Source organism: Tumebacillus amylolyticus, from assembly GCF_016722965.1.
Taxonomy (GTDB): Bacteria; Bacillota; Bacilli; order Tumebacillales; family Tumebacillaceae; genus Tumebacillus; species Tumebacillus amylolyticus.
The window spans coordinates 33,475-47,230 of sequence record NZ_JAEQNB010000008.1 but is presented as its reverse complement, the minus strand read 5'-3'; the positions used below and the strand labels follow the sequence as shown (position 1 = coordinate 47,230).

At 56.2% G+C, this 13,756-nt stretch carries 11 protein-coding genes; all 11 read right to left on the bottom strand.

Going from position 1 to position 13,756, the window contains the following annotated elements:
- Window positions 1-65: 65 nt before the first annotated feature.
- The gene (locus JJB07_RS20695; RefSeq protein ID WP_201638016.1) at window positions 66-1,946 is read right to left on the bottom strand and encodes an HD domain-containing phosphohydrolase; all 1,881 of its coding nucleotides are present in this window, start codon (window positions 1,944-1,946) and stop codon (window positions 66-68) included.
- A gap of 19 nt (window positions 1,947-1,965) precedes the next feature.
- The gene (locus JJB07_RS20690; protein WP_201638015.1) at window positions 1,966-2,358 is read right to left on the bottom strand and encodes a DUF2304 domain-containing protein; all 393 of its coding nucleotides are present in this window, start codon (window positions 2,356-2,358) and stop codon (window positions 1,966-1,968) included.
- Window positions 2,348-3,082, bottom strand: coding sequence for a glycosyltransferase family 2 protein (locus JJB07_RS20685; RefSeq protein ID WP_201638014.1), 735 nt, complete (start codon window positions 3,080-3,082; stop codon window positions 2,348-2,350). Before JJB07_RS20685 ends, JJB07_RS20690 begins: the two co-directional genes overlap by 11 nt.
- The gene (gene murJ, locus JJB07_RS20680) at window positions 3,079-4,455 is read right to left on the bottom strand and encodes a lipid II flippase MurJ (protein WP_201638013.1); all 1,377 of its coding nucleotides are present in this window, start codon (window positions 4,453-4,455) and stop codon (window positions 3,079-3,081) included. Before murJ ends, JJB07_RS20685 begins: the two co-directional genes overlap by 4 nt.
- Entirely contained in the window at window positions 4,452-5,324 is an 873-nt protein-coding gene (locus tag JJB07_RS20675; RefSeq protein WP_201638012.1) for a DUF3473 domain-containing protein, read from the bottom strand. The genes murJ and JJB07_RS20675 overlap by 4 nt, the downstream gene beginning before the upstream one ends.
- Before the next feature lie 23 nt (window positions 5,325-5,347).
- Window positions 5,348-7,327: a hypothetical protein gene (locus JJB07_RS20670; protein WP_201638011.1), complete on the bottom strand. Its 1,980-nt coding sequence runs from the start codon at window positions 7,325-7,327 to the stop codon at window positions 5,348-5,350.
- A gap of 15 nt (window positions 7,328-7,342) precedes the next feature.
- A complete protein-coding gene (locus tag JJB07_RS20665; RefSeq protein WP_201638010.1) occupies window positions 7,343-8,926 on the bottom strand; it encodes a hypothetical protein in 1,584 nt (527 codons plus the stop codon).
- The gene (locus JJB07_RS20660) at window positions 8,926-10,035 is read right to left on the bottom strand and encodes a hypothetical protein (protein WP_201638009.1); all 1,110 of its coding nucleotides are present in this window, start codon (window positions 10,033-10,035) and stop codon (window positions 8,926-8,928) included. Before JJB07_RS20660 ends, JJB07_RS20665 begins: the two co-directional genes overlap by 1 nt.
- Window positions 10,013-10,438: a BAR domain-containing protein gene (locus JJB07_RS20655; RefSeq protein ID WP_201638008.1), complete on the bottom strand. Its 426-nt coding sequence runs from the start codon at window positions 10,436-10,438 to the stop codon at window positions 10,013-10,015. Before JJB07_RS20655 ends, JJB07_RS20660 begins: the two co-directional genes overlap by 23 nt.
- A gap of 30 nt (window positions 10,439-10,468) precedes the next feature.
- Window positions 10,469-12,223: a GT4 family glycosyltransferase PelF gene (gene pelF / locus JJB07_RS20650; protein WP_201638007.1), complete on the bottom strand. Its 1,755-nt coding sequence runs from the start codon at window positions 12,221-12,223 to the stop codon at window positions 10,469-10,471.
- A 291-nt stretch (window positions 12,224-12,514) separates the two neighbouring features.
- Window positions 12,515-13,687 (bottom strand): carboxylate--amine ligase, encoded by a 1,173-nt coding sequence (locus JJB07_RS20645; RefSeq protein WP_201638006.1) that lies wholly within the window; start codon window positions 13,685-13,687, stop codon window positions 12,515-12,517.
- Between the last annotated feature and the right edge of the window lie 69 nt (window positions 13,688-13,756).

Here is a 13,756-nt window from a genome sequence, read left to right as displayed (position 1 = left end):
TTTATAAAAAAAGACAGGCCCCGTTGAGACCTGTCTTTTCTTCCACGAACCAACTACTCCAACCTCTACACGACTTTCCCACCCAAGCTGGTCTTCCGAGCCATCGCTTCCGTGTAAACGAAGCACGACTCACACGACTTCCCGTGTGCTTGGCAGTTGTTGCGGTCCATCTCCCAGCAGTTCTGGTGAACTTGACCGAATGCCGGGCAGTTGGCGCAGACTTCGGCGGTGGAGCAGGTCATCTCCCAGCACGGGCCGAGCGCGCGGCCCGTGTTTTTCACCGTGCCCCGCTTGCGTTGGTACCAGCGGACCAGCGCGTCGACCACTTGCGGGTCGAGTTGGGCACCGGCGGAGTTTTTCAGGAGTTCCAACGCTTTGTCAAACGGCAACGGCGTGCGGTACTTGCGTCCATTGATCTTGGCGAGGAACGTCTGCACGACGGCGATGATCTTCGCCCCGACCGGGATGTCTCCCCCGCTCAATCCCTCCGGATAGCCGTGTCCGTCCATCCGCTCGTGGTGGTAGCGGATATACGAACCCACCGCTTGGTTCCCCAGCAACATCTCGATGATCTCCGCTCCGACTTCGGCGTGCAGCTTCATTTTTTCAAATTCGATCTCGGAGAACTTGCCTTCTTTGAGGTAGAGTTCCTCGGAGAGACCGAGCACGCCGATGTTGGAGAGATAAGCGGCGAGGGCGATGTCTTGAATCTCGCGCTGCGGCAAGCCCATCTCTTGGGCGATGATGATCGAGTACCGGCTCATCAACTCCGAATAACCGACCGTGTACGGGTTGAGATCGTCAATCGTCTTCGAGAGCAGTTTCAAGAGCTCGATGTAGTTGTTCGTCATCGGCTTGATCGTGTTCTGGATGCGCAACAGACGGCTCAGCGCTTTGGAAAGCGAACGCATCGACGTCGAGAACTGCTCTTCGGAAAGCCCCGTATCCACCGTGGTGTCCACCCGGCAAACCAAAAGCCCCGTGCGGATGCTGTCCGAAAACTTCCCGATCAACAGCACTTCATGCCCGCGAGCGTTCAAGAGACCGGACAGTTTCGGATACTGCGCGTTGTTGTGACGGATCACCACGTCCTCGCGTTGGGCAATCGCCCGCCAGAGCTGCGCGCCGACTTCACGGTCGCGGTAGATGGCGTTCTCTTGACTCGCCGACCACCCGAACGAGACCGGAATCTGGAACCCGCCCTTGGTTTGGAACATGATAAACCCGTCTGCGATGCCCATCGAGGTGGCGAACATCTCGATCGCTTTTTTCATCACGGCGTCGGAGTTGAGCGCCATCGAAGAGACGGAGCGCAGGGCGGTCTCCGATGTGACGACGATGTCCGTCTGGATCTTCATCCTGTCGGTTTCGACCAAAACGTCCACCACTTGCGGCAAGAGTTCATTTACGAACTCCAACTGTTTGCGAACGCGGCCGGGGATGGACGAGATCGGGCCGATCCGAATCAACCCTTTGCCGGTCCCGAGGGGGATCGAGAGCAGCGGAACCCGCCCTTCGTGGATCAACTCCATCGACTTGCCGATGCCCTCGTTTTGCAGAGAGATCGGGGGCTGGTAGGTTTCTTTTTTGTCGGGAGCCAAGCGGTTGTAAGATGGCGAGGCTTTTTTTCCCTTGTCGTCGTGCAGGTGACGGACCGACTTCAGAAGGTATTTGTTCTGCGCTTCATCGAGCAGGTAAAACGCATAGCCGTGCGCATCGAGGATGCCGCTGTAGGTTTCGAGGATGATGTTGAGGTTGTTCTCCACACCGGCAGAGGGCTTGATGTTTTTCAGCAGGCGGGTGGCTTGTTGCAGTTGCAAGGCATGACGGCGACGTACACGGCCCTGCCAGATGATGACGAGAAACGAAAGCACCAAGAGCACGCCCAACACACCAAGTCCAACGCTTGCGTAGGTGGTACTGAGGTTCAGGACACGAGACAACACGTGGCCGCCTCCTTTCTCTCTAGGAGTTTGTTTCTCCCTCCGACGCGGCGGCCGCTTGGGCGTGCTGCACCGGCGACTCGATGTCGAGGTGTTTTTGCACCGCCACATGCTGGGCGATCTGCCGCAGTTTCGATTGGAGCGCCGAGATTTGAATCGATTGGTACAGGACCAGAACCAGCAAAACCAGCGTGGAGAGCATGAACAGAAGCGACGGCGGGTAGTCGATGCCGAGGAACTTCGCCGCACCGTCCACCCAATTCGGGTTGGCGGAGATCAAGAGGATGACGAGCGCGCCAAGGCCCCACGCGATGACGTTCCACTCGGTGATCTTTTTCTTCAAAAGCAAGTTCAGCACGACGAACGCAAACGCGAGGCCGCAGCAGACGAGGAAAATTTTCAGTTCAAGATGCATGTTTGGCCCCCCGCTTCGTCAGTTTGGATTGCAACAGGACGACGCAGATCGCCAGCGACACTTTCATCATATACAAGATCGGCTTCAAACCTGCATGCATCGAGACGCCCGCTTCCCGGTGACGCATGTGCGCCGGAATTTCGCGGATGCGGTAGTCTCGGAAGATTTGCTCGATCAACATGTCCGCATCCGGGAAGTCTGCCGGAAAACGGTCGCGAACGGCGTAGTAGTTGAACACGGCCGCCGAGATTCCGCGAAGTCCCGAGGTCGGGTCGGAAATTTTCAAGCCGGTGGTGGTTTGGATCATGCGGCGGAAGAACTGCACGCCGACTTTTTTGGCGGCCCCGGTTTGAAACGAGGTCCCTCCTTCAAGATAACGCGATCCGATGACGATGTCCACGCCGCCTTTTTGCAGCTCGGCGATCAAGTTCACCAAGTTGATCGGATCGTGTTGCCCGTCTCCGTCAAATTGCAGGACGAATTGGTAGCCTTTGGCGGTGGCGTACTTGTACCCCGTTTGCAAGGCCGCCCCGTATCCCAAATTGTACGGATGCGAGATCACCGTCACCGGATAGGAAGAGGCAATTTGTGCGGTTTTGTCCAGCGAACCGTCGTCAACGACGAGGATGTCGGCGGGCAAATTCTGAGCCAAGATCCCGGTTAGGACTTTGGCGATGTTCTGTTCTTCGTTGTACCCCGGTATGACGATGAGAAAGGAATTCATAGCGATGCACCCTTAGCCCCAGTTTTTTGTAAATCCCTTGCGAGAACCAGCAGGAGAAGTCCTGCGTTCACCCAAGCTCCGCAAGCCGCTCCGTACCCCAACGCAGCCGGCCCAAATCGCGGAGCCCCGTATAGATCACATCCGATATTGACCGCCATCGCCGCCAATCCGATGAGAAGCGGCGCTTTCATACGCTCAACCGCCATGCAATAGCGCAGTCCGACGTTGGTCAGCGCCACTCCGATGATCGCCAGCGAATACCCGGCCATGATCTCGGAGGTCGTCTCCAACGATTGCCGGTCAAACGACCCGTGTTGAAACAACAGCGAGAGAATCGGTGTTCGGAAGAAAAAGAAAATCAATGCAACCGGCACGGTCACCAGCAACGTCACTTGCAGAGCGTTCCTCATTACGTTTCGAAGATCGCCCGTATCCCGAGCGGCGACCGCCCGAGAAAGAGCAGGCAACATCACCGTCGTCATCGCCGACACGAACACCCAGTTCGGAAACTGCGAGAGACGAAACGCGTAGTTCAGCCCCGCAATCACCCCGCTGCCAATCGTCGACGCCACATGTCGCTCGACCATGAAGACAAACTGCTGCGCGAAGAGAATGATCAGATACGGAGCGAACGCCCGCCACACGCGCTTCAAATCGTCTGCGTGCTCCAAACTCCGCGCCAATCTCGGTCTGCTCACTCTCTCTGAAAAAAGTGCCCTGGCAAGCAAGGCCCCCATCAAGAGCACCCCGACGACGATCCCCATCGCCGTCCACCAAGCGCCCGTCTCTTGCGCGGGCCGCACGATCAAGATCAGCACCAGCCCCGCGAGATAGCCCGCGTTTGCCAAAACCGGCCCGAGCGCCGGAATTTTAAACGAACCTCGCGCCTGCAATGCCCCCGTCATGATCGTGCAAAGCGGGAACATCAGCATCGTCGGCAACAACAGCCTCAACAACCCGTGCGTCAAACTCGCAACTTCGGGCTCCATGCCGCTTCCCAACAGTTCCAAAAGCGACTCTTGAAACCAGTAGATCGCCAGCAACAGCGCGCTTGAAATTCCGAGGGCATAGAGGCAGAGCTGACGAAACATCCGCCGAAACCGATCGGCCTCCCCCGCCGCCAGCAATTTGGCGAACATCGGCACACAGGTCACGCCAATCGCAAACGCCAAGATGTTGTTTCCCACCGTATCGGGGATAAAAAACGCCAGCGTCAATGCATCCGCTGTCGGCGACGTGCCGAAGACCGCCGCTTGCAGCAGGTCTTTTCCAAACGCGACGAACGCCAGCAACAAGTTGATCAGCGCGACGACCCCGGTATCCGTTTTGGCAAACTGAATGCCGCGAGCCGTCCAGAGGCGAATCGTGGTCACGCCAGACGCCCTTTCGGTTGGAGAAGTGCGACGGGCGGGTAGTTCGGTTGCAAGCCGATGATCTCGCCGAGCGTCGTGAACTGGAACGTCTGGAGCAGGCGTTCCAGTTTTTTCATCGTGCCGTTCAAGCCGTAGTAGTGGATGAATTTGATGTGGGGCGCTGCGTCGAGACGCGGTTGCTCCGGGTCGAACTCCCACGGATGCACGTAGATCAAGCCGGAGCGTTCGGCGTTGACTTGTCGCAAGGCCCAAATTAAAAACCAAGTCGGCAACGTCCGCAGGTAGAACCCGCCGCAGAACGGGATCGTCATCCCCGCTTTTTTCAAAACGGTCGGCGGGAACTCCAAGAGTGACAGAGTTTCATCGTTCAGCACCGGCTGAAACGGCGTGTGCGGAGAGCCCGAAACGCCGGAGAGCGGCGTGCGAAACGGTTGAAGGCTCGAATCGACGTGGAAGCCTTCCTCTGCGAGAATTCGCAACGCTTCGTAGCGGTCCGGCGTAATCGACCACGACGGAGCGCGGAACAGGCGAACCGATTTGCCCGTGATGCCTTCGAGCACCTGCTTGGAATAGCGCAGGTCGTCTCGGAACTCCTCCAGCGACATCCGATTGATCATCTGGTGCCAGCCGCCGTGCGAGGCGATCTCATGCCCGCGGCGCGCGATGGCTTCGACCAACTCCGGATGACGCTCCGCCACACAGCCCAAGATGAAAAACGTCCCTTGGACTTTGTAGTGGTCGAACAACTCCACCAAGAGCATCGTGCTCCCGACCACACGGTCTTCGTATTGGTTCCACGTCGAGACGTCGAAGGAAAAATCGGATGTCATGTACCAATCCTCGACATCGACGGTCAGCGCATTTCTCATGATTCAGGTACCTCCTTGCCCCATTAGGACTTGCCCCAGACTTTCTGCTGCTTCTCTTCTTCCGTCTCTTGCTTGTGCAAGTGGTAGATCACGAGATGATCGTCTTCGTAAAAAACGTCCGGCTTGCCGTTCGCCGCCTCGTACGTTTTCATCCAAGCGTCGAGTTGTTGATTCTGCTCTTTGCGCTGGGCGTATTTCTCGGCGAGCAGGGTGTAGACGCTGTTTGATTTGTCCACTTCAAAGACTTGCTTCTCGTGGTAGAGGAAGACATCCGGCGGGATCGCCGGGTCCGGCCCTGTCCATCCGAAATGAGTCAGCGGCGGCAGTGCGGGGTCGTAGTTTTTCAAAAAGTCTTCTAAGTAGAGATGATAGCCGTTGCCAAGCACCAGCGAATAGCCCTCGCTCTGCGAGACGATCATCCATGTTTTTGGACGGTACTCTTGCGAGATCTGGAGGTATTGCTCGACGCCTTCCTTCCATTCCATTTTGTACGGATGGATCGCTTCGAGGTGCGTCGTGACCACGCAGTTGGAAAAAAGGGCCGCGGCAGACACCGCTTGAATTGTGGTGCGAACGGGGTTCCACCGCAACCAAGCCACCAGATGATGAACCCCCATCCCGATGGCAATCGGCAGCGTCAACGCCCAGAAGATATTGACCCGGCTTGCCAAGACCAGACTCTGCGTGATCGTCGGGGCCCAATAATACATCACAAACGAAGCAGCGAGGAAGAGGATCGCGATGAAATCCATCCCTTTTTCCCGAAACGGCTTGCGGCGCAGAAGCCAAGCGAGCGTCAAGACAGCAAGACCTGCCAACGCCATGTAGTCCCAGATCCGCAAGTCGGGCGGCGACACTTGCACCCGCTCCAACAGGAAGTCCTCCGACGAACTGTGCACTTCCCGTCCCAACAGTTTCCCGATGCCAAAGGGAGCGACGGCGCATACGATGGAGACAACCCCGACGATCGTCATCGGCCACAATCGTTTCAGATAGGGCCGTGCCCGCATCAGCAGTCCGCCAAACATCGCGACGGCGAGCCCCATGCCTCCGTACGCAAACACCAGCGTATGAACGAATCCTGTAATCGACAGCCCCGCTCCGCCGGTCAGCAAGTCTTCCCGCTCGCCCTCCATCATGTATTTCGCGAAAAAATACAGGGACGGGAGCAAGAACACCAGCGCAAACTCCTGCGAATTCGTCGAGGCTTGGCGCGCCCAATCGGCCCCGTGCAACGACGTGCCGCCGATTCCGAATGCAACCGCCGCGAGCAGTCCCGCCCAACGGTTTTTCGTCCACCTTGCAGTCGTCCAATAGACGCTGTAGGTGATCATCACGCCGACGAACGGCCCCGTCCAGTTCAAGATGTAGATTTGATCGACCGCGGCGAACTTGTGCAGATACGCCAAGATCATGTGGAAGCCCTGCGGATAGATGCCGTCATGGAACAACACGCGCTGTTCGATGTACTTCATCCACGCAAGCGTCACATAGCCGTCCGACATCGAAGGCGCGGCATCGAGGACGGCGTATCTCAACCGGACAAAGGCGGAGGAGAGAAACACCGTGGCAAAAGCTCCGGCAAAAAGCCAACTCCCGAACCCTTTGTTTTGGAACGCGAGACGCAGGCGTGCGCGAGCTTTTTTGCCGAGGTCTTTGCCGAATTTTTTCAACTGGGAGCCGGTGTCCAACGCTTCGTAAAACATCAGCCCGATCATCGTGAACAGATTGTTGCGGGCGGCCTGCGCGGTTTTTTTCAAATAGCCGCGCGATGCGTACAGCAAGATGACGCCGAGGATCGCCATCACTTCGAAGAGCTGGGTCAACACCAGGGCGTACGCGAGGACGATGTAGAAAAAAACCACCCGCAGCAAGTACGCCATCGGCCGTTCCACGCTCTCTTTCAGCGAAAACAGCAACCTCGGCACCCACACCATCAACAGCAAGATCGCGAAGGCCATGTGGAGAAACACATACACGATGTTCCAAAAGGAGCCGTACAAGTCTCCCCCTCCCTTCTAGGAAGCCGCGTAGACGTAATAATCGAGGTTGTTCAACAGGCGGCGAACCTGTAGATACGAGAGAACCGAGAAGAGGATGCACCCGAGCAGCAGTCCGAACACCGCCCACGAATAGTCCCCCCACCGGCTGAGCAGAAACGAAACCACCACATTGACGGCTGCGGCGGGAAGCATCGATTTGTTGACCATGTTCGGTTGCGAGATCGCAAACAGGATGACGGCGTTCATCAAGCCGATGGAGAGGATCAGATAGGACACCACGGCGATGAAATAGACAAAGTACGTGCGCTCCGTGGAGATCAAGTACTTGCCGGAATTGTGGAAATAGACTTGGTTCAAAAAGAACATCGCGAGGATGACCAACACGCCGCTGATCAGCGTCGTGCCCCCCATGATGCCGAGCCATTTGTGGTAGATGCGTTTGAAGTGCTGGTTGAGTTTCTCCGTCTCAAATCCCCAGAACCCCTTTTGACTGGCTTCCAAGTCGAGCATCATGCGGTTGACCACGACTTCGGAGACCCCGAGCGGCAACATGAGCGCCACCAAGGCAAAGTCGAGACCCAGTTCATACTCCCCGCGAAACCAGATGAAGTACGGCATGAACTCGTCGTTCGCCGACCATGCCATGATGCGGTCTACATAGAGGAACAGGAAGTAGAGAAACCCGTACGTGAAGTACGGCATGATCGAGTAGACGATGATCGAGAGACGCGGCAGTTTGGGCGCGATCCCTTTGTCTTCCTTTTTCTCTTGCTGGACGAAAAAGTAGATCGCAAGCAGCATGCCGAGCACCGCGACGACGAGGATGGAAATCAACTGGGCGAGCAGGATGTCGAGATGAATCCATTCGAACAGGATGTAGACGACCAAAATCCCCAGTGCGATGAGACCGGAGAACGTCAATTCCTTGCGCAAAATGTACATGATCGTGACCGACAACCAGATCGAGGTCAAGAACGTGAAGTACAAGACCATGAGCAAGTACAGATCGGTTGGAAACACGTTGAAGATCATGTTGAACAGGTACGCCAAGACGCCGAACGCGAATGTGACGATGTAGCCTAACCGGATGAAGTAAAACGTGATCCGTCGTCCCATGTTGTAGTAGCCCTGAAACAGATAGAAAAACCCCCGCCTCGCGATCGCTTGCGTGAAGCCCCCGACGACGAGGAAACTCAAGATCGTCCCGATCGCAATGACGGTGGCGAGGTCGACGGAGAGAAACTCATACGACCAGAGCGAGAACTTCAAGACCAGCATCGACTCGACGGAGATCGCCATCGGCAGAGCGAAGATCAGACCGCGCAAAAAACTCGTGATCATCTCGATGGCGAGTTGCATCTTGGTCCGCTCTTCCGGTTTGGAGAAGCCGGCGTAGACGATGTTCTGCTGAATCATCTCCCAGAGCTCTTCGGCGAGTTCGAATACGTTCTCCACGCCGTACAAGTCGCTGACTCGGCGGTCGTTCAGTCCCAAGGACTCGATCAACGCGGCGATTTCATAGCGGTCTTGGGGCGCGATGTTGCGTTTGAGAATTTCTTGGAGCAGAGCTTGCACCTGCTCTTGACGGGAGCCGCCCATCACTTGTCGGTTCCCGCTTCCGGCAGTTTCATGTTGAGGATCAGCTCGGGCAGACTCCCCGCTTTTTCCGCAAGGGAGGCGACTTCCTCGGTGATCTTGGCCCCCTTGGAGACGAGGAGACGGCCGTTTGCGTCATGGAGGTCGGCCCCGGCGATCTTGCCGACGATGTAGCGGTTGCGAATGGACAGAATTTCAGAGGAGACGGCGCTGGACTCGCGAGATTCCACAGGTTCGTAGGCGACTTCGGGCTCGCGTTCCGGTTGGAGATGCGGAGTTTCCTCCGCCGGGGCGGTCTCGTCGTGGTGCCAGTCGGGAGTTTCGGAGGAGATCGAAACGGACTCCGACTCTTCGGAGGAGCCTGACACGTAGGAGCCGATGTTGCCCCAGAACGCGAAGTTGGTGTCTGTGGAACCCGCTCCTGCGGCCTTGGCTTGCAGGGGCGGAGCGGTGACTTGCGGTTCTTGGTGCTTCGCTTTGAATTGGATGACGTTCTCGTGCTTGATTTCAGCGGCGGGCACGGCGGGAGCGGGTTGTGCAGACGATGCGGATGCAGGGACTTCAGTCGCCGTTTTTTCTTCTGCAACCTCTTCGGTCGCCTCTTCTGCCGTTCCCTCGGGTTCCACAGTTTCGGTCACCGACTCCGGCTGGAAGTTGTCGAGAACATCCAAGAGTTCAAACGAGGACGACGTGAATTTGTGCATCGTCGCCCCGAACTCTTGGAGCATCGAGTTCAAGACATCGTTGTAATGATCGGTCTGGAGTTCGATGTTCGTCACTTTGCGTTGATGCTCGACTTGTTTCTGCTCCAATTGTTCGTGCAAGCCCTCAATCTCCGCTTGGGTGTGTTGGTGCATCACGTGCAACACGTCGTTGGCACGGGAGAGCAACAATTCTTGGAGATACAACTGCTCCGCTTGCAGTTGCTGTTGCAGCAACAGTTCGTCACGCTCTTGGCGCAGACGCACTTGCTCGGCGCGTGCCTGCTGGACTTTGTTCTCCAACTCGATACGCTCGATCTCTTGCAGATGCTTGAGTTGTCGCAGATACCCTGAGACTTTCTGGGGGCTCAGGCCAAATATTCCGCTTTTAAGTTCCGGACGTTCCTCCATGCTCCCCCTCCTTCACGTGGTTTTGCAAGTTGAGTTCCAACTGCTTGAGTTTATCCAAGACCAGATGCACCACCGATTCGCGATGCAACTGGCTCATCTCCAGCACTTCTTCTTGCTTCTCTTCCGACAACTTGATTTCTTCCAGCGTCTGGTACACCTCGCGGGTTTGTTCGAGATGCGCTTGCCAGAACATCGCCGCGATCCGTTCGTCCGCGGCGTTTTTTTGCACCTCTTGCAAAGTGGCGATCTCCGCTCGCAACGAATCGTTGGATTGGGTCAAGAAGGCCAGTTCTTCTTGCAGTTGGCTCATCTTGGTTACGTGATTCGTTTGCAGCTCTTGAATGACTTGATCGACAGACTCGGGAGCGTAGCCCCACACGGAACGTTTGGTGATCTTCGGCATGCTGACCTCCTCGCAATCTCGGGAAATGGGTTACGCACTATCTTGTACGCGCAGATCGAGCAGGCGGATCAAGGCATCCGCTTTTTCCAGCTCCAAAAACGCTTGGTCGTATTCGCCCAAATGGTTGTAAGCGGTGGAGAGTTCCGTCAAAATCATCGGCGTCATCGGCGAGTTGGGCTTGATTTGCAACGCCTCTTGGAATTGAAGAGAGGCTTCGCGGTAGAGTCCGCACGCCATCAACGCCATGCCTTTGTCGAACAGAAGCTTCTGATTGGTAAGCGATTCCTCGCGACGGCGCACGACCGGCACACGCTCTTCGGCGCGAACCGCCAGTTTGACGTAGCTTTTCAGATGCAGGTCGATCATCTTGTTTAATGTAAAAAAGTTCAACGCCCGCTCGCGGGCTTCCTTGCCAAGCGACATCCGCAACTCCGGGTTGTTCGCCAATTGCAAGATTGCGTCCGCCACTTCGTCCGCACGGCGCGGCGTCACGACGAGACCCGTATCGGCCAGCGCTTCGGTGACGCCCCCGACATCGGTTGCCACACAGGGCTTGCCGGTCATCATCGCTTCAATGACCGAATACGGGAACGCTTCCGAGATACTCGTCAACGCGATGATGTCACCGCTCGAATACGCCGCCGACATGTTGCTCGTATGTCCGGCAAAAACAAAACTGTCCTCCAAGCCAAGCTCGGCATGCAACTCCATGCACTGCTCGTAGTAACTTGGAACGGAAACCGATCCGTAGACGACGAAGCGAATGTCAGGGAACTTCTTTTTGACCAGCGCTGCCGATTCGAGGAACGTCAACACGTCTTTGAGCGGGTCGATGCGGGCGACCATGACGACGGTGAGCGTGTCGTTGGTGGACGGCGGTGCTTCGACGAAAACGTTCGGGTCGATGCCGTTGTAGATGACACGGATGCGGCTCTCCGGCACGCCGAAGCGAGTTTCCCAGCGCGTGTTGTACGAGCAGACCGGAGAGACTTGGTCGGCATACGCATAATTCGTCGTGGCAAGCGACTGGATGAAGCGAATCAAAAATGTCGTCATGAACGACGAATACGGTTGTTTCGACAACGCCAGATATTGTTCACGGAGATAGACCCCGTGTTCGGTAAGCATAAACGGAGTGCCGTACTTGATCTTGGAGATCACGCACGGGATGCCGCAAAACGCGGCGGCTGTGGAATGGGTGACGTGGACGTCGGGAACGGGCGTGTTGACGATGTTCAAAAAGCGATACACCCACCCGAGCGTTTGCACCAGACCGTAGACGTCCGGTTCGCTGAGCCGATTTTGTTTTTGGCTGGCCAGTTGCAAGATCAGCTCTTTGTACACGCTCCACGTCAGTTCCGATTTGAACGAGACTTTGTAGTCGTGTTCTTGGAAATAGTCGTACAACGAGACGAGCAAATTCCCGAACTTCTTGGGGCTTTTCACTTCGCTGATGATCTCGTTGATCAACTCGACGAACAGCGGGAGAAAACGCTCTCGCACCTGCTGCTCGGTCGTCGTTTTTTTGGGCAAATAGATTTTGGAAAAGGGAATCTCCAAGTGTTCCTTGGGTTCTTCCGTGCCCCACAGCGGGACGTTGATCATCTCGGCGTGCGGGGGCAGGCCGAATTTTTGTGTGATAAACGGGTTGGCAGTGATGGCATAGACGACGAAATCGACCATGTCCATTTTCTGTACCAACGTCTCACACCAAGTGGAAACTCCACCCTGATGATACGGATACGTTCCCTCCGTGGAGAGAAGGATTCGAATTCGATCCGACATGCCCTCACCCCCTTCGTTCAAATTAAACATAAGTACGTTCATTGTAGCATCTAAGCTCGTGGCGGTATATGAAAAACAGCACATAGCGGCACGCCAATATTATCTATATTTAACGAGTAAATATCGCTGTTATTCTTCTGGTGCTTTTATTTAGAATCATTCCAGTATATGTTGACGATAGGACTAATGTACCAATTTGTTTGCACCTTGTCGATTCTATTTTATGTCAGAATCGAGTCTTTTGACCTATTTGAAAAAAAACAACCCGCTGCAGGACGCAACGGGTTGTTTTTAGCGGGAGATGACGAATTTCCACATCTTCGGGTTCCACGCGAATCCCAGCGCGCAGAGCAGGAATCCAACCGTGGGCATCGGGTCTTCCTTGGACAGCGTGTCATCCGGGGTGGAGAAATCCCAGAATGAAGGCTGCATCTCGCGGCGCTTCGGGTTGCTGAGGTAATGAAGCGTATCTCCGGGGAGCAAGGCGCGGCCTACGACGCCCAATTGGTACGTGTACGCGGGGTCTACAGGCAGGTTCAGCGCGTGTTGGTGCAACAGATACGGGAAGTCGACACCGCAGCGAATCGGCAAATGGACGGAACTCCAGAAGCGCGGGTTGATCTCCAGCAGCTTCAACTGCCCGGAGCGCGGGTCTTGGATGTATTCGACGTCCACGACGCCGTACCACGGCAGATGCTCCATCAGGCGCAGCGCTTCTTGGATCGCTTCCGGGAACTCGACGCTCTCGTGGACGGTGCTCGGGCCGCGAGACACCGGGTAGTTGCGGATCTGTTTTTGCACGAAGGAGCCTGTCAGACGGTTCTCGGAATCGAAGCTCAGGCAGACGTCGTACTTCGTGCCGGGCGGGATGCATTCTTGGAGGAGCGGGTTCGGGTATTCGGCGTGAACATCCGGATAGAGTGACAGCAACTCCTCCATCGTCTGAACGAAGCGGATGCCCCGGGAGCCGGAGCTCATGCGGGGCTTGATGACGACAGGGAACTCAAGCTTATGGGCAAGTTCGCGCAGAACGTCGAGGTTGACGGTGTCTTCGAAGATCGGCTGAAACGTCTGCGGGCAGGAGAGGCCGGCTTTCATCGCGAGTTTCATCGTTTCGCCCTTGTCGCTGGCGATCAAGTAGTTTTCCAGAGACGGGATCGGCAGATGGCAGAGGCCGCGCAGTTCCTCTTGGCGGTGGACGACGATGTCCAGCGTGTCGTCGTCCGTTGGGTAGAGGACGTCGACTTTTTCCCGAATGATCGTCTCGCGCAACCAGTTGAACCATTGCTCCGGGTCATGCTTCGGGTCGGGGTAGACCAGAGTCTTCGCCGTGTATTTTGAAAAACCGGCCGAGTGGAAGCGGACCGTTTCCCCGACGAGGACGGTGTTCCCGCGTCTGCCGAGGCTTCGGGCGACGGCGAGCGATTTGCTTTGCATTCCGTTGGTGACGAGTACGGTCGTCATGCGAGGTCCCCCTAGTTCACGAAGTTTGTCTGGGACTAATGTACCAAGTTGGAGGATGCCTGTCGAGTT